Below are 20,456 nucleotides of genomic sequence, written 5' to 3' on the forward strand. Positions count from 1 at the left end.
CTTTTTCACGTTCGATAGGATTGCGCCCATGACAGGTGCCGCCGATTTCGTTCGTGTTCAGAGCTCGTCCCCGAAGTCCGACGCCGAGCGCCGTGACATTTTGGCGGCGCCCGGCTTCGGGCGGCACTTCACCGACCACATGGTCTCGATCGACTACACCGCGGGCAAGGGCTGGCACGACGCCCAGGTGTTGCCGTACGGAAACATCGAGCTCGATCCGGCCGCAATGGTTTTGCACTACGGACAGGCCATCTTCGAGGGCCTCAAGGCATACCGTCAGCCGGGTGGCGAGATCAGCTCGTTCCGCGTCGAGGCCAACGCCGAGCGTTTCGCGGCATCTGCGCGCCGTCTGGCCATGCCGGAGCTCCCGTCGCAGATGTTCATCGATTCCATCACCGAACTGATCGACGTCGATCTCGACTGGGTTCCCGCAGCCGGTGGCGAGGACGCGCTCTACCTCCGTCCGTTCATGTTCTCCACCGAAGCCGGACTCGGTGTCCGTCCCGCCGACGAGTACCGCTACCTGCTGATCGCCTCGCCTGCCGGTGCGTACTTCCCGCGCGGCGTCAAGCCGGTCAGTGTGTGGCTGTCCACCGAATACGTTCGCGCGGCCCCCGGTGGTACCGGCGCGGCCAAGTTCGCCGGCAACTACGCCGCTTCACTCCTCGCCCAGGCGCAAGCCGCCGACGAGGGTTGCGACCAGGTGGTCTGGCTCGACGCCATCGAGCGCACGTACGTCGAGGAAATGGGTGGAATGAACCTGTTCTTCGTCTTCGGCTCGGGCCCCGACGCTCGCCTCGTGACGCCGTCGCTGTCCGGTTCGTTGTTGCCAGGCATCACGCGCAACTCGTTGCTTGCCCTTGCCGCCGATTCCGGTTTCGCCGTCGAGGAGCGCAAGATCAGCACCGACGAATGGCGCACCAAGTGCAAGAGCGGTGAAATCACCGAGGTCTTCGCTTGCGGCACAGCAGCAGTCATCACCCCCGTCGGACGCGTCAAGTCCGCCGAGGGCGAGTTCACCATCGCCGACGGCGAGCCGGGTGAGGTGACGATGGCACTGCGCGACACCCTCACGGGTATCCAGCGCGGAACCTTCGCCGACACCCACGGCTGGATGACGAAACTTCACTGATCGCTGGTTCGTTCCGCGAGCAATCGCTCCCGGAAGAACTGCAGAATCTCGTCTCGTGCGACGGTGGTGGGCGATCCCGCCTCGTCGACGAGATGAGCCGTCACCACGCTGTGTGGATTGGCAATGACGTGTTCGAAGAACGGCGACGTTGTCGCGTTGGCCGCTTCGTCGGGTAGTACCTTCCCGACGAAGCGCTCGCCCAAGGCCTTCGAATAGGCGGCGAATCGTTGTGCGCGGCAGAACGAGTCACCTCGAAAGCGGTATGCAAGCACCGTGAGGTCTTCGGCCTCGAGTCTCGAGCGCACGGCTTCGAGTTCTTCGGGCCCGCTGTCGGTTTCGTCCGGTCGATCGAGCGGTAACGACGGTTGGGCGAGAACCGGCGCGATGACCGAGGGTTCGAGCATCATCGACAACGCGAAGTTACCGGTGAAGCACATTCCGATCACGCCGACGCCAGGTCCGCCGCTCTCCTCATGGGCGGAAGCGGCGAGTGAACGCAGCCAACGGACCGCCGGACTCGGTTCATCGGCAGCGAGGGCGCGGAATTCTGCACTGACGCAGGCTCTCTTGAATACCGTCAGCCCCTCGTTCACTGTGGGGACCGCGCCGTCGTGCCCGAACAGTGACGGAACGAAGACAGTGAAACCGGCGTCGCGCACCCAGCGGGCGAATCGCGCTACATGCGGGCTGATGCCCGGCATCTCCGGCATGACGATTACTGCGGGACCGGTGCCGGCCACGTACACGGACTTCGCCACTGCGTCGATGGTGATCGTTCGACGGTCGAAGTCTTCGAGCGGATCGTCTTCGGTCATGCTCCGGTTCGGCACGGTGAGCCCTCTCAGTAGTCGAAACAATTCCTCTGCACAGTCTTTCGGCGCGGGATCGACTACAGAAGAGGGCGGTTCGCCATGTTTTCGGGCGGGCTCGCCTCGCACCTATCCGGCGCCGCCGTTGCGGAATCGCTTTCGGTAGTCGGCCGGGCTGATGCCGACGCGGTCGGTGAACAGGCGACGGAAGGTTCCAGGATCCTGATAGCCGATGTGCCCCAGGATCTTTCCGAGAGGCCAGTCGGTCGATTCCAACAACCGTTTCGCTTTTCGGATCCGTGCACGCTGCAGATAACTGCGCGGCGATTCCCCGGTCTCGTCCTTGAACTTCCGAAGCATGGTTCGGGTGCTGAGGTGAAAAGCACTCGACAGCAGATCCAAGTCGTAAGGTTCCGCCATCCGTTCGACCAGCCACCTTCCGACGTCGTCGGCAAACTGTGTGTGTTTGGCGGGCAGCATCGAGTCGAGGATGTACGGTGCTTGACTGGTTCGGTTTTCGGGCGCCAGCGTAATTCTTGCGGTCGTACGCGCAATCTTGTCGCCGAGATGCTCGCGCACGAGTGCTGTTGCGAGGTCGAGCGCGGCGGTGAACGCAGCAGTGGTGGTGACGCCGTCGTCCTGGACGATCAACGAGTCGGTTCGAACCGTCGCACCGGGGTAACGACTCGCGAGGTCCGCACCGTACAGCCACGACGTCGTACATCGGCGTCCGTCGAGCAGTCCCGCCTCGCCCAGCAGATACGCGACGACGCAGACCGACGACACCCGAACGCCGTGCGCCTCGCACGCACGGATGAACTCGATTTCTCCCTCCCACAGCGACAAGCGCGTCGCAGGGTCTTCGGACGGCACGAGTTCGAACCCCGGCACAACCAGGTGATCGATGTCGTGATGCCCCTCCTGCACGCCGAGCGAAAATCCACCTGCCGCAACGACGGGCGTGCCGGACGCTGCGATGACCGATACCTCGAAGGGGTCGGCGGGCGCTCCATCAGCGACCCGATTCGCGATCAGGAGAAGGTCGGTGAAAACGAAGATCTCGGCCGCGAGGCAACCTTCGTACGCAAGGACACCTACTCGCACGACGTCGGATCACAGTCCGAGAGTGAGGCCGACGGCCGTAAGCGTCGCGGTGAGTTCGAGTGCGAATCCGAGAACGTCTCCGTTGAGTCCGCCGAATCTACGGACGCAGTGACGCACGCACAGCACACTGATCACCAGCGCCGACGCGGTCACGAGAGGGCCGAGCCACCACCGGTCGGTGGCAAAGCCGGAAGCGGCGATCAGTGGAACCGACCACACGATTGCGGCCCACAGCGGTTGTGAATCGGCGACGAGCGCACCGAATCCGCTCGGGCTCGACGCGAGAATACCTCGGCGGCAGGCAAAAACGACGGCCACACGACCCGCAGCGACAGATACGAGAACGGCGATCCACTGCGTGGGGGAGTCGGCAACAGCGAGGACGCCGAAGGAGACCGATTGCAGCCCAAGGAAGATGAACAGTGCCGCGACCCCGAACGGTCCGGCACCGCCGCTGTGCATGACCTCGCGGGCGCGCTCCGGTGGACCGTAACAACCCAGTCCGTCGACGGAGTCTGCCAGTCCGTCCACGTGCATCCCGCGTGTCCCGAGAGCGAGCGCACCTACCGTCAGCAAGCCTGCGAGATAGGGATTCAGGCCGATACTGGTTGTGCCCCAGAGCAGAAACGTCGCGGCAATGCCGAGAGCGATCCCGGTGAGCGGAGCTGCCGCGATGGCGCGACGGCCGGCAGTTCGATCGATGTCGGAGGGACCACGAACCGGAAGGACCGTCAGCCACGAGAAGGCCAGCGGCACTCCGGACAGCGGGCCCGCCACGCTCACTCCGCCGTATCGGTCTTGGTCAGGTCGATCGACTCCGGTTCGTCGGCAGGTGCGCTGCCCTGAGTGCTGACGCCGGCTTCGGAGAATGTCGCCATCTTGCCCAGGATTGCCACTGCGCCCTGAAGAATCGGGAGCGCTGTGACTGCGCCTGAACCTTCACCGAGACGCATGTCGAACTCGACGATCGGGTCGAGACCCATGCGGGTCAATGCGATGGTGTGGGCGGGTTCGGTGGAGCGGTGTCCGGCGACCCACCATTCACGTGCGCCGAAAGCCAGTTCGTCGGCAACCATGGCGGCTGCGGTGACCACAACGCCGTCGAGGATCACCGGCGTACGACGCGAAGCTGCCTGGGCCAGAAAGCCGGCCATCGCGGCGAGGTCGGCACCCGAAGACGTGCGCAGCAGCGCGACTGTGTCGCGAACGTGCGGACGGGCACGCCGGAGAGCGTCGCGAATCGCTGCGGTCTTGCGGATCCATCCGGCGTCGTCGATACCGGTACCTCGACCCACGACCGCGACGGGTTCACTGTCCGTGAGTGCGGCGATGAGTACGGTTGCGGGCGTCGTATTGCCGATGCCCATGTCGCCGGCGATGAGAAGATCTGCGCCCCCGTCGATTTCCTCGTCCGCGATCGCTCGGCCGGCGGCGATGGCCTGAAGGGTTTCCTCGTTCGACATGGCGTCTTCGCGGTCGATGGACCCGGAAGACCTGCGCACCTTGTGGTTCGAGACGGACGGATCGGTATCGCCGTCCACTGCGATGTCGACGACGCGTACCGTGGCGCCGGCAACCTCGGCGAGGACGTTGACTGCCGCGCCGCCCCCGAGGAAGTTGGCGACCATCTGTGCGGTCACTTCCGGCGGATAGGCGGAGACGCCGTTGCGGGCGATTCCGTGATCACCCGCGAACACGACGACGCGAGGCCGAGCGAAAGCGTGTGGGGGACAAACTCCTTGGCAGGCTGATGCCCAGCCGGCGAGAGCCTCCAGTCGGCCCAGCGAACCGGCCGGCTTGGTCAGATCACGCTGACGCGCATCGGCCTGCGCTCGCACCTCGCGGTCGGGCGGGGTGACGGGTTCGAAGTCGGCGCTACTGACTGGCGCGACGTCAGGGTTGGCATCTGGATTCGCCCCTGAAATGGCCCCTGGATTGGCCTCGGTACTCACATCGTGCCTTCCGGTTGTGCAGCAGTATCTTTCAAGATGAGCGGTAACCCTGCAACCACTAGTACGACACGATCGCACACCGCGGCGATACGAGCGTTGAGAGTGCCGATCTCGTCGCGGAACAATCGTCCGGACCGCGTCTCGGGGATGACGGCCAAACCCACTTCGGGGCTGACCAGCACCAGGTGTCCGCGGTAGTTCTCGACACTGGCGACCAGGCTGTCCGCCGCGGGCGTGACGGTGCCGCGCGGTGCGTCCCAGGCGCCTTGCCGATCGAGTTCCGCGGTCAGCCACGTTCCCAGATCGTCGACCAACGTCGCTGTGTGTGAATCGCTTTCGAGTTGCGCCGCGAGGTCACCGGCATCTGCGGTTTCGACCGTCGACCAATGGGAGGGCCGTCTGTTGCGGTGCTGGTCGATCCGGCTCTCCCAGTCTGCGTCGGAGACATCACGTCTGGCTGTCGCCAGGTACCGGACCGGTGCCGAACTTTCGGGTAAGTGGCCTGCACAAACCAAATCCTCGGCGTGCGCGGACTTACCAGACCGCGCGCCGCCGAGGACCAATGTTCTATACGTGTTCGTCACGCTCAGATTGCGTCGCCCGGCCCCACACGAGGCTTCGGTGCGCGCAGCTTACGGATCTGCGACGCGCGAACGAACGCGTACCAGCCGAGCTTGAATCCGCCGTCGGTGCTGTCGGGGAAGCGCTCGGCGACGCGGTTGTTGATCATGCGACCGAGCCAGATGCCTTCACCGACCATGAAGAGCATCATCACGAGCATTGCCAGTGTGACGATCTGCTGGAGCGCGGGCGTGACGAACATGGTCATGATGAGGATCAACGCGAGCGGCATGAACAGCCCGACGAGGTTGCGGCGAGCGTCGATGAAGTCACGGACGTAGGCGCGAACCGGTCCCTTGTCGCGGGGGAGCAGGTACTTGTCCTCGCCGGCGAGCATGCGGGCGCGGCGGTCTGCCGACGATGCGCGACGCTCGGCGGCTTCGGCCTTGCGGTCCTCCTTGGAGCCGCGGGTCGCCTTGCGGCGGGCGCGGGCTTCCTTCGCGGTCAGCGGGGCAGGGGCAACGGGGCCACGCCTCTTCGCCTCGGCGTCACGACGCTTGGGTGTGGGGCGGCCCTTGCCCACCTGCTCGATGGGCGCCTCTTCGGAGGCCGAGGATGCCTCAGTGCCCTCGACGTCACGTTTGTCGGAGTTGTCTGAGTCACCGCGGCGTAGCAATTTCACACCTCCAGGCTATTGGATAAGTGCACGGTCTGGGAAACCGACCTCGGTCTTTCTGAAAAACCCAATCGCCCGAGGCACTGAAACGCGCGAGATCGTGAAACATCGGGGTCATTCGCGACTCTTAGACTTCGGCTATGCGGGTAATAGTTGCTCCGGATTCATTCGGCGAAACCCTGACTGCCGTCGCGGCGGCCGAATCCATTTCTGCCGGCTGGCGGCGCGGTCGACCCGGCGACGACGTCGTCACCGCGCCACAATCCGACGGTGGTCCGGGATTCGTCGACGTCTTGGCCACGGCCGGGGGCGACATCCGGACTGCACGGGTGTCCGGGCCTTTGGCCGCCGCCGTCGACGCCACGTGGCTGTTCGATTCGGACACGGCGTACATCGAGTCCGCCGAGGCCGTCGGGCTCGGCCTGCTCGGAGGTCCGCCGACGCGGGACACCGCACTCGCCGCGCACAGTCTCGGTGTGGGAGAGCTGATCGCTGTCGCGCTCGAGGCAGGCGTGAAGACGGTTGTCGTCGGACTCGGTGGGAGTTGCTGCACCGACGGGGGACGTGGACTGGTGGAGGCGCTGGGCGGCCTGGAGGTTGCAGCGGCGGCTACGGCAGGCACTCAGTTGGTCGCCGCCACCGACGTAGAACACGTACTTCTCGGCGAGCACGGTGCGGCAGCGGTGTTCGGCCCGCAAAAGGGTGCCGACGCCGAAGCCGTCGCTGTCCTCGAAGCGCGGAACGCGAGATGGGCCGAACAGTTGGAGTCCGCCACCGGAAAACGAGTGTCGGATTTTCCGGGTGCCGGCGCCGCGGGTGGTATCGGTGCCGCGCTCTTTGCGCTCGGTGCACAGCGGCGATCCGGGGCCGACGTCGTCGCGGATCGCACCGGACAGGCCGCGCTACTGGCTTCCGCTGACCTGGTGATCACAGGCGAAGGCAAGTTCGACCACCAATCTCTGCGCGGCAAACTCGTCACAACGCTCGCTTCGGCGGGGGCAGCGCACGGCGTTCCGACGCTCGTCTTTGCCGGCCAGGTGACGCTCGACGAGGCGGACTATGCGTCGACCTCGATAGTCGCGGCGAAGTCGGTGACGGATTTCGCCGGGTCGGTGGAACGTGCGATGGAGGAGGCGTCGGCGTGTCTCGAGGGACTCGCCGAACACACGGCACGCGAGTGGAACTTCTGGCGCGGCGTCCGGAGGTGAGGATCCACAAGCGTCGACGCGCCGTTGCCGTGTCTGGAAGACCGGATAGGATGAAGACGAATCGCACCCGGTAAAGGACTGGCGGGAATAAGTCGGCAGCGGCGTACCGTTGAAGCGTTCACGGGTTGGTACGAACATTAGGGAGAGCCCATGACTGTGCAGAACGAGACCGCCACCCACGGCGTCAAGATGACCGAGGCCGCGTCCGCCAAGGCGAAGGCACTCTTCGATCAGGAGGGTCGCGACGACCTCGCGCTGCGTATTGCAGTGCAGCCCGGCGGCTGTGCCGGACTGAAGTACCAGCTGTTCTTCGACGACCGCACGCTCGACGGTGACCTCACTGTCGACTTCAACGGCGTCAACCTGGTTGTCGACCGGATGAGCGCGCCGTACGTCGAAGGTGCGTCCATCGACTTCCTCGACACCATCGAGCAGCAGGGCTTCTCGATCGACAACCCCAATGCAACAGGCTCCTGCGCCTGCGGTGACTCGTTCAACTGAGTCTGTCGATCACAACTCAATTCACGAACAACTGACGCGGAACCGACATTCGGTTTCGCGTCAGTTGTTTGTGGTGACTCGTACGTAGACCGTTCCGATCCGACAGCTCGGACGCCGATGACGGCGCTACGGGCGGTAACGTGAACTTTTGCTCCTCTTTTCATTCTTGTACTCACTTCGCTGAAAGGCCACGATCCGTGACTATTGCGGTAACCGGTTCCATCGCCACCGACCACTTGATGCGCTTCCCCGGCCGCTTCGCCGATCAGCTCCTCGCCGATCAGCTCGCCCACGTTTCGCTGAGTTTCCTGGTCGACGATCTCGTGATTCGCCGCGGTGGTGTCGGCGGCAACATCGCTTACGCCATGGGCGTGCTCGGTGGGTCCCCGCTACTCGTCGGCGCAGTCGGTGCCGACTTCGCCGAGTACCGCACGTGGCTCGAGGACAACGGCGTCGACTGCAGCGCGGTCCGTATCTCGGACAAGGCACATACGGCGCGTTTCGTGTGCACCACCGACGAGGACATGGCGCAGATCGCGTCGTTCTACCCCGGTGCGATGAGCGAGGCTCGCGAGATCGAACTCGCGGCAGTGGCCAAGACTGCGGGCGCAGTCGAGTTGGTACTGATCGGCGCCAACGATCCCGAGGCCATGGTTCGCCATACCGACGAATGCCGTCTGCTCGGGATTCCGTTCGCAGCGGATCCGTCGCAGCAGCTTGCCCGCCTGTCCGGTGACGAGGCCAAGGCGCTCATTCACGGCGCGAAGTACTTGTTCACCAACGAGTACGAATGGGGTCTGCTTCAGCAGAAGACTGGTCTGAGCGAGGAAGAGATCCGCGCGCAGGTCGGCATCCGTGTCACCACCCTCGGCTCCAAGGGTGTGGAAATTGTTGACGCCGAAGGTAATTGGGTGCGCGTCGACGTAGTGCCCGAGACCGGCAAGGTGGATCCGACGGGCGTTGGCGACGGCTTCCGCGCCGGGTTCCTGCTCGCACACGGCGCCGGTCTGAGCTTCGAGCGTGCTGCACAGTTGGGATCTTTGGTCGCTGTGTTGATTCTCGAGACCGTGGGAACGCAGGAGTGGGTGTTCAATCGCGACGAGGCACTCAAGCGCCTTACCGACGCATACGGCAGCGCGGCAGCGGACGAGATCGCGACGATCCTGCCGAAGTAGGGCTCCGCCCCGTGAGTGGTTGAGGAGTTCGGAGACTCCCTAACCGCTCACGGGGCCGAAGGCCTAGATATTGACCGGGTACACCGGCTCCTGGATCTGCGGCACGATGCGCTTCTCCACGAAGATTCCGTGCCAGACCATGAAGGTCAGGACGGTCCACAGGCGTCGGCTGTGGTCGGACACGCCCTCGCGGTGATCGTTGAGCATCTTCACGACGGCCTGCTTGTCGAAGATGTGGTCGGTTCCCGACTCCTCGATCTGCAGATGTGCCCAGTCGAAGAGTTCGGTGCCGCGCAGCCAATGGCGCAGGGGAACCGGGAATCCGAGCTTCGCGCGGTGCAGAACATGGTGCGGCACAATGCCTTCCAGGGCCTGGCGCAGTGCGTACTTGGTCGTGTCCTTCGTGATCTTCTGATCGAGCGGTACGCGTGACGCGACGTCGAAGACCTCGGGATCGAGGAACGGCACACGCAGTTCCAGCGAGTTGGCCATCGTCATCTTGTCTGCCTTGACGAGGATGTCGCCGCGCAGCCAGGTGAACAGGTCGAGATGCTGCATCCGCGCAACCGGATCCCAGTCCCGTGACTGCGCGTAGATCGGCGCAGTGACGTCCTGGTGAGTCCACTCGGGGCGGAAATCGCGCAGGACGGCGCGGAGCTGAGCGTCGTTGAAGCTACGAGCATTTCCGTAGTAGCGCTCCTCGAGCGTCAAGGAACCGCGGTTGAGCAGACTCTTGCCACGAGTGCCGTCCGGGATGCGTTCGGACAACTTGCCTGCAGCTCGACGCAATCCCTTGGGGAGGTACTCGAAAGGCTTGAGCGACAACGGCTCACGGTAGATCGTGTAGCCGCCGAACAGCTCGTCGGCACCCTCGCCGGACAGCACGACCTTGACGTGCTTGCGCGCTTCCTTCGCGATGAACCACAGCGGAATCAATGCCGGATCGGCTACCGGGTCGTCGAGGTACCAGACGATCTCGGGAATGGCAGCGGCGAACTCGGCGGGGGAGACCACCTTGACAACGTGCTTCGCGCCGATCGCTGCGGCAGATTCTGCAGCGACGTCGACCTCGGAATAGCCCTCACGTTCGAAACCGGTCGTGAAGGTGATCAGGTTGGGGTTGTGGCGCATCGCCAGCGCCGCGATCGCCGTGGAGTCGATACCGCCGGACAGGAACGAACCGACGGTGACGTCGGCACGCATGTGCTTGGCGACCGAATCCTCGAGTGCCTCGGCGATTTCCTGGTAGCGCGCCTTCTCGGTGCCAGGTGCAAAAGGCTTGGCCGGGAACTTCGGCGTGAAATACCGCGTGAACGTGGGCTCCTCGCCCGGACGCACCCGAGCGAAGCTGCCCGACTCCAGGCGGCGGATCTGCTTGTGCAGTGTTTCCGGCTCCGGTACGTACTGCAGAACGGTGTAGTGCTCGATGGCACGCGGATCCAGCTCGGTACCGATGCCGATCAGATCGGTGAGTTCGAGCAGGCTCTTCTTCTCGCTGCCGAACGCGGTGCCACCGGCGCCGGTCGCGATGAACAGCGGCTTGATCCCGAACGGATCGCGCGCGATGAACAGCTCGCGTGTGTCGGTGTCCCAGATCGCGAACGCGAACATTCCGCGCAGGCGCCGGACCGCGTCCTCACCCCAGTAGTGGAATGCAGCGACGATGGCCTCGGAGTCGCCCTCGGTGAAGAACTTGGCGTCGTGGTCCTTGACCAGTTCGGCGCGGATCTCCAAGTAGTTGTAGATCTCGCCGTTGAACGTGAGCGCATAACGCTCCGGGTTCTCCGGTGGGCCCCAACGCAGCGGCTGGTGGGAATGAGCGATGTCGATGATCGCCAGGCGGTTGAACCCGAAGACGAGGTGATCGTCGTTCCACGTCCCGTGTTCGTCCGGCCCGCGGTGACGAAGGCAATGCATCGCCTGGTCGACCCGCGAGACGGCGTCCTCGCTGGTTCCGCCAGATGTCAGTAGCCCGAGCAGTCCACACACAGCGTCCGGTTCCTCGATTCAGAATTTTTGTACAGAAGGCTCCCGGACACGAGTGTCGGGGAGAGGTCAACGAACTCTTGACGAAAGTATGCCGCAGATCGACGTCCCTGCCGATCGCGGCGGAACGAATCGACGTGATGTGCGTCGCCGAAACGACCTGAGCCGTTCCTGAGCAGCACCTGAGAGAGCTGTGTGACGTCCGCCGCGACACGGGCGAGGACCCGAGGATGGATAGCGCCCGGCTTTGGTCTACGCTGCGTAGTAATTGGGCCTTCCCTCCGGGCATGCCCTAGTTGAATTTTGTGGCGATCAGGAAGGCGTGAACGTGGCGCAAGGTCGGATCCTTCGGCGAGCGGGGCTGGCAGTATCTCTGGGCATTGCTGCCTTGCTGCTGTCGGGTTGCTCCATCGACAACGAAGTGCTTCGTTTCGGGTGGCCTTCGGGCATCACCCCGGAGGCGACGCGCATGCGTGAGCTGTGGACGTGGTCGGTTGTAGCCGCCCTCGTCATGGGTGTGCTGGTGTGGGGGCTGGTCTTCTGGGCCGTCATCTTCCACCGCAAGAAGAAGGACTCGCCGGAATTCCCGCGTCAGACGGCATACAACGTGCCGCTCGAACTCGGTTACACGGCAGTTCCCTTCGTCATCATCGCGGTTCTCTTCTACTTCACCGTCATCGTTCAGAACCATGTTCTGGACAAGACGGACAATCCTGACGTCGTCGTAGACGTCACGGCCTTCCAGTGGAACTGGAAGTTCGGCTACCGCTCCATCGAGTTCGGTGACGGCTCCGCCAAGTACAACGGAATCGACGTCGAGGCCGAAGAGGCTGCAAAGACCGAGGGTTCCACCGTGAACGAACACGGGGAAGAAGTCCCCGGCCCGATCCACGGCAACAGCACCGAGGACCTGAGCTACCTGCACTACGACAAGATCGAGACCGTCGGCTCCAGCCAGGAGATCCCGATCCTCGTTCTGCCCACCGGCAAGCGGATCCAGTTCGAACTTGCTTCCTCGGACGTCATCCACGCTTTCTGGGTGCCTGAGTTCCTGTTCAAGCGCGACGTTCTCCCGAACCCCAAGGAGAACCACTCGGACAACATCTTCCAGATCAGTGAGATCGAGAAGGAAGGCGCGTTCGTCGGGCGTTGTGCAGAAATGTGTGGCACGTTCCACGCGATGATGAACTTCGAGGTTCGTGCGGTTTCGCCCGAGGACTTCGCCAAGTACATCGAACTGCGCAAGGGTGACGCGGAGGGCAAGGGTGGTCTGACGACCGCTGAGGCTCTGCAGGCAATCGGTCAGTCGCCGGTGGCTACGTCGACCACGCCGTTCAACACCGACCGCGAGTACCGTCAGGCAACCGTCGCCACTGCAGGCAACTGAGCCGGCCAGCCTCTTCACTGAACAAGGACAAGTGCTGATATGAAGATCGAAGCCAAGCTCTTCGAGATCCTGACGATGTTCTTCATTCTCGTCGCGATCATCTACGGAGTGTTCACCGCTCTGTCACGCACAGGTATCGAGTGGGCCGGACTGACGGCCATCGTCCTGTCTGCAGGTCTGACGCTCATCGTGGGTACCTACTTCCGCTTCGTCGCCCGTCGTCTGGACACCCGTCCCGAGGACTACGACGACGCTGAAATCTCGGATGGTGCAGGAGAACTGGGCTTCTTCAGCCCGGGTAGCTTCTGGCCGATCCTGCTTGCCGCTGCTGCTGCACTCGCGGCAGTGTCGCTGGCGTACTTCCAGCCGTGGCTCATCGCAGTCGCAGTTGTCTGTGTGCTCGCCGCAGCCGCAGGCCTGGTGTTCGAGTACTACACCGGACCCGAGAAGCACTAGTTTCAGCCGCACTCGAACAGAGGCGCCGCACCCACCCGGGTACGGCGCCTCTGTTGTCGTTTATGTGAGTTTCGGTGGTAGGAGAGTGCCTGTCAACAACCGCTCTCTGTCAATCGTGGAGCGAGTATTCGAGGTCGTAGCGGTGCAGACCGTCGACGACCTCCAGCTCGAGAGTGCCTGCGATGCCCTTCAACTCGCCGGTTCCGGACCCCGGCACGATCTCGTACAGAAGCTTCTGCGTTCCGTCGATCATCTGACCGAACTGCTGCAGGGCGAACGATCCCACAGCTTCGTCGACCTGCCCCGTGACAAACTCCAAAGCGACATAGCCCGCTGCACCGGCTGTCGGATCGCCCGCGGACAGCATCAGGCCGGACGACGTGCCTTCGACGCCGCCGATGAACGTCTTGTCGAACTCGAAGCGTCCGACGCGTCCGGAGAGCTCAGGATCGGCGGGGCGAAGATCGATCTCGAAGGTGCCGCGTGCATGGGATGTCATGGTCCGAGTATCTCACCAGGCGACAACGCCTCGAGGGGACTCCCGAGAACGTGCAACACTCCGTAGATGATTCTCGAACATGCCGTCCTGCAGGTCGATCCGTCGCAGTCAGCGCGTTTCGAGGCCGCATTCGACGTGGCCCGAACCATCATCTCCGAGGTTCCCGGATTCATCAGGCTGCGGCTCTCGCACTGCCTGGAATCACCGGAGCGATATCTCCTGCTGGTCGAGTGGGAAGACGTGGAGTCACACACCATCGGCTTCCGTCAGTCCACGGGATACGAGAAGTGGCGAGAACTTCTCCATCACTTCTACGAGCCGTTCCCGACGGTGGAGCACTATTCAACTCTGTTCGAGGTCTAGTAAGGCGTAGTGCCCGCTGTTGTCGGCGCTCAGACAACGAACCGGGGGAGTGGTGCCCACTTGGAGGTTTGTCCATACTGAATCGCTCAGAGAACGAGTGAGGCCCCGAACCGGAATCCGGTTCGGGGCCTCACTGGTCAACTGACGTTCTTAGTGGAGTTCTCCACTTGAACCATCGGACTTGCCGTTGGTTCGGTTCTGGTAGTCCAGAAGGATCTGAAGCTGCTCGTGCTCAGCTTCGTGATGAGCGGCTTCGAGAGCCTCGCTCTCCTCGACTGGGTCAGCGGTGATCAGGCTACCGCTACCGGGCTTGCCGGCGAGGCCGAGCTTGTTCATCTTCTTCGGGACAGCAGCACCCTGGTACTCGAGCGGGATCGGGTGTCCGTGCTCGTCGACGGGGCCGAGCGGCTGGTGGATCTCGATGTACTGGCCGTTCGGCATCCGCTTGATGATGCCGGTCTCGATGCCGTGTTCGAGGACTGCACGGTCACTGCGCTGCAGGCCGATGCAGAACCGGTACGTCACGAAGTACGCGATGGGCGGAAGGATGACCATGCCGATACGGCCGATCCACGTCATTGCGTTCAGCGAGATGTGCAGGTGGTACGCGATGATGTCGTTGATGCAGGAGATCGTGAGCACCAGGTAGAACGCGATGGACATCGCACCGATAGCGGTACGGACCGGCACGTCGCGCGGGCGCTGCAGGATGTTGTGGTGAGCGTCGTCTCCGGTGAGACGCTTCTCGATCCACGGGTACGCGATCAACAGTGCGAAGACGAGGCCCATGATCAGGGCGACGGCGAACACTGCAGGGATCGTGTACCGGTTGAACAGGTAGATCTCCCACGCCGGCCACAGTCGAGCAAGGCCGTCCGTCCACATCATGTAGATATCGGGCTGGGAACCTGCCGAGACCTGTGACGGGTTGTACGGACCGATGTTCCACACGGGGTTGATCTGGAACAGACCACCGAGCAGTGCGAGCACGCCGAAGGTCATGGCGAAGAACGCGCCACCCTTCATCGCGAAGACCGGGAGGATGCGGACGCCGACGACGTTCTGTTCCGTACGGCCGGGGCCGGGGAACTGCGTGTGCTTCTGGTACCAGACCAACGCGAGGTGGCCGGCGATCAGAGCCAGGATGATGCCCGGGAACAGCAGCACGTGAGCGACGTAGAGACGCGGGATGATGAGGTCGCCGGGGAAGTCGCCGTCGAAGATCAGCCAGTGCATCCAGGTACCGACGATCGGGATACTCATCGTGATACCACCGAAGGCGGCGCGGAGGCCGGTGCCCGAGAGCAGGTCGTCGGGGATGGTGTAACCGAAGAAGCCTTCGAACATCGCCAGGATGAGCAGCAGGCAGCCGATGACCCAGTTCGCTTCACGTGGGCGACGGAAGGCGCCGGTGAAGAAGATGCGAGCGAGGTGAACGATGATCGACGCCGCGAACATCAGTGCAGCCCAGTGGTGAATCTGGCGAACGAAGAGACCGCCGCGCACCTCGAAGGAGATGTTCAGGGTCGTCTCGTAGGCGCGAGACATCGTGACACCGCGAAGCGGCTGGTATGCGCCCTGGTAGACGACGTGTGCCATCGACGGATCGAAGAACAGCGTCAGGAACACACCGGAGATCAGCAGGATCACGAAGCTGTAGAGCGCGATCTCGCCGAGCATGAAGGACCAGTGCGTCGGGAAGACCTTGTTGATCTGCCGGCGCATGCCTGCGGCGAGGTGGTAGCGGGAGTCCATAGCCTCCGCTTGTCCAGCCGCTGCCGCGCTGATCTTGGACGGTTTGGTTGTTGTTGTGGTCACGGTCGACGCTCCCAAAATGCCGGGCCGAGTGCTTCGATGAAGTCACCGTCGGCGACCAGGAAGCCCTCTTCGTTCACTGTAATAGGCAACTGCGGAAGTGCGCGAGCAGCGGGACCGAAGATCGGCTTGCCGTAGGTCAGTGCGTCGAACTGCGACTGGTGGCAGGGGCACAGAATACGGTTGCTCTGCTGTTCGTAGAGCGAGGTGGGGCAACCCAGGTGGGTGCAGATCTTCGAGTAGGCGAAGTAATCGCCGTAGTTGAAGCTTTCCTGGCCCTTACGCTTGGTGACACGCGCGGTGTCTTCCGTGCGGAGGCGGATGAGCATCACCGAGTTACGAATGCCGCGCAGTGCTGCGAGCAGAGCGTGCTCGTCGCCACGGTCGGACTCGCGGAACGGGAAGACCGTTTCCATCGAACCGGCATCGAGATCTTCCGGGCGAACGAGGACGATGTCCTCGGGACGGCCGGTGTCACGACGCAGGTAGATGGTCTCGCCCGGGTAGTTCGGGGTCCAGCCGGACACCCACAGAGGTGAGTCGTCGCCCTTGGCCCACGGGTTCTTGATGAGTCCGCCGAGGGGCATGACCATCATGACGCCGAGTGCGCCGCCGCCGAACATCAAGCTGCGCTTGATGGCCTTGCGGCGGGGGAGGGTGGACGTCTCGAGGGTGTCGCCGAGCTCGGCGACGATCGTGCGACGATCGACCTCGGTGGAACCACCGTCGTGGCGGTCCTGGATCGAGACCTCTTCGGGGATGAACTTCTTCGTGAACTGAACGGCACCGATGCCGACGCCGAGGATCGCCAGACCCATGGTCAAGCCGATCAGCGGGGTGTACAGGCTGTACTTGCCGTAGTTCTCGTCACCGGCGCCTGCGTACTCCCAGGGCCAGAACAGGTAGATCGCGATGAACGCGATCGCCGAAACGCCGGCGAGGCCGAACCAGAAGGCGACGTTGCGCTCGGCGCGCTTTTCCGCCCTGGTGCCCTTTACCGACCAACGATCACGGCGGTAGACGACATCGACGCCATCGAGATTGGTACCCAGCTTGACCAGGTCGTCGCGTGACATCGCGTCGAGCTCTTCATCTGTGTACTTCTTAGGCGTATCGCCGCCATGCTGGCCAGCGTCGCTCATGACCTTGCTCCGATCCACAATGCTGCACCGACGACAGCGATGATTCCGACGGCCCACATGGCGAGACCCTCAGAGGCCGGACCGAGGCCACCGAGCCCGTACCCACCGGGGTCCTTCGACTCGCCCGACGACTTGACGTAGGCGATGATGTCCTTCTTCTCCTCGATCGTCAGCTGACGATCCGAGAACTTCGGCATGTTCTGGGGACCGGTAACCATGGCAGCGTAGATCTGCTGCTCGCTGGCCGGATCCAGGACCGGGGCGTACTTGCCCGAGGACAGTGCGCCACCGCGGCCGGTGAAGTTGTGGCACGACGCGCAGTTGAGCCGGAAGAGCTCACTGCCGCGTCCGACGTCGCCACCGCGCAGCGAGGACTGGGCGATTTCGCCGTTCTCGTCGCGGATGAGCGTCGGGCCGCCGCCGTTGGCCTGGATGAAAGCGCCGAGGGCGTCGGTCTGCGCAGCATCGAACTTGGGGTCCTTGCGTGCAGCCTGGGCCTCGTTGCGAGCTGCCGGCATACGACCAGAGGAGACCTGGAAGTACACGGCTGCTTCGCCGACGCCGATGAGGCTGGGACCGCGGTCCTGCACGCCCTGCAAGTTCGCGCCGTGGCACGTGATGCATGACGTGTCGTACAGCTGCTTGCCTTCACGAATCAGGGCTGCTGAATCGTCACTGGCGGTCGCAACCTGCGGAGCTGGTGTCAACGCCGAAGCGAGGAAACCTGCGCTGATCAATCCCATCATCAATACGAGCGCGCCAGTGACGCGCCGGCGGATTTTCCGCTGGCGACGCGACTTCGCGGCATTCGCTGAGTTATCGGATGCGGGAGGGGGGGATGAACTCATCTGTATCCCTTTGGTATGTCGGGACGGAACTGGACGTCAGGGGCTGCCTGGGGCGTACAGCTGATTAACGGATGAAATAAATCGTGGCAAACAGCGCGATCCACACGATGTCGACAAAGTGCCAGTAGTACGAAACAACGATCGCGGCGGTGGCCTGGGCGGGCGTGAACTTGCTGACCCGGGTACGTGCGATCAAGAAGACGAAGGCGATGAGACCGCCGATGACGTGCAGACCGTGGAAGCCGGTGGTCATGTAGAACACCGAGCCGTACACGCTGCTCGAAATCGTGGTGCCCTCGTGCACGAGGTGGTAGTACTCGTAACCCTGGCCGGCGACGAAGAACGCCCCCATGACCAAGGTGATGGTGTACCAGCGACGAAGTCCGAAGACGTCGCCACGCTCAGCCGCGAAGACACCCATCTGGCAGGTGAACGAAGATGCGATAAGCACCAAGGTCACCGGCACGGCCAGATACAGGTTCAATTCGGTTGGCTCCGGCGGCCAATTTCCGTTCGCCTGAGCTCGTGCCACGAAGTACATGGCAAAGAGCCCTGCGAAGAACATGAGCTCACTTGACAACCACACGATGGTGCCAACGCTGACCATATTCGGCCGGTTCAGCGAGTGCACGCGTTGGGTGATTGCCGATCCTGAAGTCCCTACTGCGCTCGTCACAGACAGAAGTATGACGCTTCGTCGTAAGAGACGACCACTCGGGTCCACCATCGGCGCGTCGCTCGGCTCGAGTTCGCGGGATCGGGCGGCGAACGCGCTGGTGGCGTGGTCGGAATATGCTGGCGCGATGGCAGCTACACACAAGAGTAGACCGTGGTTCCTGAGAATTTTCGGCACGAAGATTCCGACACCGCTCGATGCAGGGCGGTCGGATCTGGTCGTCGTTGCCGAAGGCTTCGACGACGCCGAGGCGAGCTCGACGGCTCTCGAACGTGCCGCCTCCACCGAGCCGGAGTTCAGGGCGGAGTCCGAAGTGGTTCTGCGGCATCATCTCGACCTCCCGGAGGGCTCGGTAGCCGATGCCGAGAGCATCGTCGCCCAGGACGGATATGTGCGAGGCGTGGGTCGGCCCGAGGACGTGACTCCGGTGGTCGAGAATTCGGTTCGCGTCGTCTTCGAGCGTGTCCAGGTGCTTGACGCCCTGCATTGCTCCCAGGAGCGGTCACGAATGGCCGGTCTGGCGCAGCGACTCGGTGGTTCGGTCGCCGGGTGGGACGCGCTCCAGCCCCCGATACTTGCGGAGGCGCCGCCCAAACGCGGTCGCAGAAAGTCCTGAGCGGCCCTATTCGGTTTCCTCCTTACCTCACTGACTAGGCTGCGAGGGTCATCGGCAGCACAAAATGGCAGCGCGAAACGACAGCTCGAAATCCAGCCCACTTGAACGACAGGGGACCAAGGCACTATGGCCGGCACCGACGCATCCAACGCCGTGAACGTCGATTCGAGTGCAGTGGTGCGGTCCTGGCCGTTGATTCTCGGTTTGCTCACGGACGGCAGTGACTTGTCGGAAGCCGACAGTCGCTGGGCTATGGGCGAGATCATGTCGGACAACGCCACCTCCGCTCAGATCGCTGCTTTCGGGGTCGGTCTGAAGATGAAGGGAGAAACCCCCGCGGAGTTGGAAGGGCTCGCCGCCGCGATGCTCGAACACTCCAGGCGCGTGCCGGTCGATTCCGACGTCGTCGACATCGTCGGCACGGGTGGTGACCGCTCCAACACGGTGAACATCTCGACGATGGCCTCGATCGTGGTTGCCGCGTCCGGTGTGCGAGTTGTCAAGCACGGCAACCGCGCTGCTTCGTCCAAGAGCGGTGGCGCCGACGTGCTCGAGGCGCTCGGCGTTCGCATCAACCTCGGGCCGGAGCAGGTTGCGAGGTGCGTCGAAGAGGTCGGCATCGGCTTTTGTTTCGCGCCGGTCTTCCATCCCGCACTGCGCTTTGCGGCGGTGCCTCGCAAGGAAATCGGCATTCCGACGGCATTCAACGTGCTCGGTCCACTGACCAATCCGGCTCGTCCGCGTGCCGGGCTGATCGGGTGCGCATTTCCGAAACTGATCTCGGTCGTCGCGGGAGTCCTTGCGCAGCGCGGCAATTCGGCGTTGGTGGTACGGGGAGACGACGGACTGGACGAACTGACCACATCGACGACGTCGACGGTTCACATCGTCGGCGGTGGAAGTGTGCGAACTGTCACGCTGGATCCGCGTGACCTCGGAATCGACCGCGTTCCTCTCGAAGAGTTGCGTGGAGGCGACGCCGAAATCAACGCCACCGTCGCCAGAACGCTGCTTTCCGGGCAGAAGGGGCCGGTCCGGGACGCGGTCCTGCTGAACGCGGGAGCAGCCATCGCGGCATTCAACGGTGTCGGCGACGATCTCGAGAGTGCGATCTCTGCCGGGATGACTGCAGCCGCTGCCGCGATCGACAGCGGCGCGGGCGCTGAACTGCTTCACAAGTGGGCGGCGCTCACCGCCGAGCTGGCCGACCAAGCCTGATCGAGGGGCTATTCACCCAGCGAGAAACCGGCCTCGACGTCTGCGCTGGAGAATGACTGGAACGCAATGTGTGTGGCGGTTCGGAGAACGCCGGGCACCTTGTTGATTCCTCCGGTGACCACGTCGGCGATCTGGGCGTGGTCACGCACTTTCACGATGGCGATCAAATCGACGTCACCTGCGCACGAGTAGACCTCGGTCACTCCGGACAGGTCGGCGACGGCCTGCGCGGTTTCCGGGATCCGAGCGGACTCGGCGTGAATCATGACGATGGCGTTGATCATTTCTCTCCTCGATTTCCCTGCGGGTTGTGATGACCCGGCGGTTTCGAT

General features: G+C 63.4%; 22 protein-coding genes. 9 read left to right on the forward strand and 13 right to left on the reverse strand.

From position 1 onward, the window contains the following. The first annotated feature begins 28 nt into the window (after positions 1–28). Positions 29–1,132, forward strand: a complete 1,104-nt coding sequence (locus AC1Q61_RS14510) for a branched-chain amino acid aminotransferase (protein ID WP_003941766.1) — start codon at positions 29–31, stop codon at positions 1,130–1,132. Here the strand turns inward: AC1Q61_RS14510 and AC1Q61_RS14515 are convergent. The 6 genes from AC1Q61_RS14515 to AC1Q61_RS14540 all read right to left on the reverse strand — a co-directional run bounded on the left by AC1Q61_RS14515 (position 1,126) and on the right by AC1Q61_RS14540 (position 6,240). Further along, positions 1,126–1,947 carry a dienelactone hydrolase family protein gene (locus AC1Q61_RS14515; RefSeq protein WP_007730045.1) on the reverse strand — a complete coding sequence of 274 codons (822 nt, stop codon included), beginning with the start codon at positions 1,945–1,947 and terminating at the stop codon, positions 1,126–1,128. The two genes, AC1Q61_RS14510 and AC1Q61_RS14515, sit on opposite strands and share 7 nt — an antisense overlap. 123 nt (positions 1,948–2,070) lie before the next feature. Further along, a complete protein-coding gene (locus tag AC1Q61_RS14520) occupies positions 2,071–3,045 on the reverse strand; it encodes a GlxA family transcriptional regulator (RefSeq protein ID WP_492650924.1) in 975 nt (324 codons plus the stop codon). Positions 3,046–3,054: 9 nt separating this feature from the next. Continuing rightward, positions 3,055–3,822: an adenosylcobinamide-GDP ribazoletransferase gene (locus AC1Q61_RS14525; RefSeq protein ID WP_007730048.1), complete on the reverse strand. Its 768-nt coding sequence runs from the start codon at positions 3,820–3,822 to the stop codon at positions 3,055–3,057. A 2-nt stretch (positions 3,823–3,824) separates the two neighbouring features. After that, the gene (gene cobT, locus AC1Q61_RS14530) at positions 3,825–4,970 is read right to left on the reverse strand and encodes a nicotinate-nucleotide--dimethylbenzimidazole phosphoribosyltransferase (protein ID WP_050793993.1); all 1,146 of its coding nucleotides are present in this window, start codon (positions 4,968–4,970) and stop codon (positions 3,825–3,827) included. A 23-nt stretch (positions 4,971–4,993) separates the two neighbouring features. Next, the gene (gene cobU / locus AC1Q61_RS14535; protein ID WP_039973133.1) at positions 4,994–5,581 is read right to left on the reverse strand and encodes a bifunctional adenosylcobinamide kinase/adenosylcobinamide-phosphate guanylyltransferase; all 588 of its coding nucleotides are present in this window, start codon (positions 5,579–5,581) and stop codon (positions 4,994–4,996) included. Between the two features lie 2 nt (positions 5,582–5,583). After that, positions 5,584–6,240 (reverse strand): DUF3043 domain-containing protein, encoded by a 657-nt coding sequence (locus AC1Q61_RS14540; protein ID WP_007730051.1) that lies wholly within the window; start codon positions 6,238–6,240, stop codon positions 5,584–5,586. A 134-nt stretch (positions 6,241–6,374) separates the two neighbouring features. Here AC1Q61_RS14540 and AC1Q61_RS14545 point away from each other — a divergent pair, with 134 nt between their 5' ends. The 3 genes from AC1Q61_RS14545 to AC1Q61_RS14555 all read left to right on the forward strand — a co-directional run bounded on the left by AC1Q61_RS14545 (position 6,375) and on the right by AC1Q61_RS14555 (position 9,118). Next, a complete protein-coding gene (locus tag AC1Q61_RS14545) occupies positions 6,375–7,442 on the forward strand; it encodes a glycerate kinase family protein (RefSeq protein WP_042921856.1) in 1,068 nt (355 codons plus the stop codon). 150 nt (positions 7,443–7,592) lie between these two features. Further along, a complete protein-coding gene (locus AC1Q61_RS14550) occupies positions 7,593–7,943 on the forward strand; it encodes a HesB/IscA family protein (RefSeq protein WP_007730053.1) in 351 nt (116 codons plus the stop codon). A 197-nt stretch (positions 7,944–8,140) separates the two neighbouring features. Next, positions 8,141–9,118, forward strand: a complete 978-nt coding sequence (locus AC1Q61_RS14555) for a carbohydrate kinase family protein (RefSeq protein ID WP_003941700.1) — start codon at positions 8,141–8,143, stop codon at positions 9,116–9,118. A gap of 63 nt (positions 9,119–9,181) precedes the next feature. On the opposite strand, the gene asnB is transcribed toward AC1Q61_RS14555, so the two are convergent. Then, positions 9,182–11,107, reverse strand: a complete 1,926-nt coding sequence (gene asnB, locus AC1Q61_RS14560; protein ID WP_003941790.1) for an asparagine synthase (glutamine-hydrolyzing) — start codon at positions 11,105–11,107, stop codon at positions 9,182–9,184. Between the two features lie 319 nt (positions 11,108–11,426). Between asnB and ctaC the strand changes: the two genes are divergently transcribed. Together ctaC and AC1Q61_RS14570 are read left to right on the forward strand one after the other, a co-directional pair. Continuing rightward, positions 11,427–12,491: an aa3-type cytochrome oxidase subunit II gene (ctaC, locus tag AC1Q61_RS14565; RefSeq protein WP_030537048.1), complete on the forward strand. Its 1,065-nt coding sequence runs from the start codon at positions 11,427–11,429 to the stop codon at positions 12,489–12,491. Between the two features lie 39 nt (positions 12,492–12,530). Next, complete coding sequence (locus tag AC1Q61_RS14570) at positions 12,531–12,947, forward strand: cytochrome c oxidase subunit 4 (RefSeq protein ID WP_003941723.1); 417 nt, start codon at positions 12,531–12,533, stop codon at positions 12,945–12,947. A 109-nt stretch (positions 12,948–13,056) separates the two neighbouring features. Here the strand turns inward: AC1Q61_RS14570 and AC1Q61_RS14575 are convergent, their stop codons facing one another. Then, complete coding sequence (locus tag AC1Q61_RS14575; RefSeq protein ID WP_030537047.1) at positions 13,057–13,446, reverse strand: DUF3224 domain-containing protein; 390 nt, start codon at positions 13,444–13,446, stop codon at positions 13,057–13,059. Between the two features lie 66 nt (positions 13,447–13,512). Between AC1Q61_RS14575 and AC1Q61_RS14580 the strand changes: the two genes are divergently transcribed. Next, complete coding sequence (locus tag AC1Q61_RS14580; RefSeq protein WP_042921853.1) at positions 13,513–13,809, forward strand: antibiotic biosynthesis monooxygenase family protein; 297 nt, start codon at positions 13,513–13,515, stop codon at positions 13,807–13,809. A 150-nt stretch (positions 13,810–13,959) separates the two neighbouring features. Here the strand turns inward: AC1Q61_RS14580 and qcrB are convergent, their stop codons facing one another. From qcrB to ctaE, 4 genes are all read right to left on the reverse strand, one after another. After that, positions 13,960–15,564, reverse strand: a complete 1,605-nt coding sequence (gene qcrB, locus AC1Q61_RS14585; protein WP_007730057.1) for a cytochrome bc1 complex cytochrome b subunit — start codon at positions 15,562–15,564, stop codon at positions 13,960–13,962. Positions 15,565–15,623: 59 nt separating this feature from the next. Continuing rightward, positions 15,624–16,766, reverse strand: a complete 1,143-nt coding sequence (qcrA, locus tag AC1Q61_RS14590; RefSeq protein WP_007730058.1) for a cytochrome bc1 complex Rieske iron-sulfur subunit — start codon at positions 16,764–16,766, stop codon at positions 15,624–15,626. After that, entirely contained in the window at positions 16,763–17,614 is an 852-nt protein-coding gene (gene qcrC, locus AC1Q61_RS14595; RefSeq protein ID WP_003941682.1) for a cytochrome bc1 complex diheme cytochrome c subunit, read from the reverse strand. Before qcrC ends, qcrA begins: the two co-directional genes overlap by 4 nt. A gap of 64 nt (positions 17,615–17,678) precedes the next feature. Further along, positions 17,679–18,290 carry an aa3-type cytochrome oxidase subunit III gene (ctaE, locus tag AC1Q61_RS14600; protein WP_007730060.1) on the reverse strand — a complete coding sequence of 204 codons (612 nt, stop codon included), beginning with the start codon at positions 18,288–18,290 and terminating at the stop codon, positions 17,679–17,681. Between the two features lie 127 nt (positions 18,291–18,417). Between ctaE and AC1Q61_RS14605 the strand changes: the two genes are divergently transcribed. Together AC1Q61_RS14605 and trpD are read left to right on the forward strand one after the other, a co-directional pair. Continuing rightward, on the forward strand, positions 18,418–18,906 hold the full coding sequence (locus tag AC1Q61_RS14605) for a hypothetical protein (RefSeq protein ID WP_030537046.1): 489 nt from the start codon (positions 18,418–18,420) through the stop codon (positions 18,904–18,906). Between the two features lie 126 nt (positions 18,907–19,032). After that, positions 19,033–20,124: an anthranilate phosphoribosyltransferase gene (gene trpD, locus AC1Q61_RS14610; protein WP_042921851.1), complete on the forward strand. Its 1,092-nt coding sequence runs from the start codon at positions 19,033–19,035 to the stop codon at positions 20,122–20,124. An 8-nt stretch (positions 20,125–20,132) separates the two neighbouring features. Here the strand turns inward: trpD and AC1Q61_RS14615 are convergent, their stop codons facing one another. Further along, positions 20,133–20,408: an Lrp/AsnC family transcriptional regulator gene (locus tag AC1Q61_RS14615; RefSeq protein WP_003941677.1), complete on the reverse strand. Its 276-nt coding sequence runs from the start codon at positions 20,406–20,408 to the stop codon at positions 20,133–20,135. Between the last annotated feature and the right edge of the window lie 48 nt (positions 20,409–20,456).

The sequence above is a fragment of the Rhodococcus sp. MPR-R1B genome (assembly GCF_058793255.1).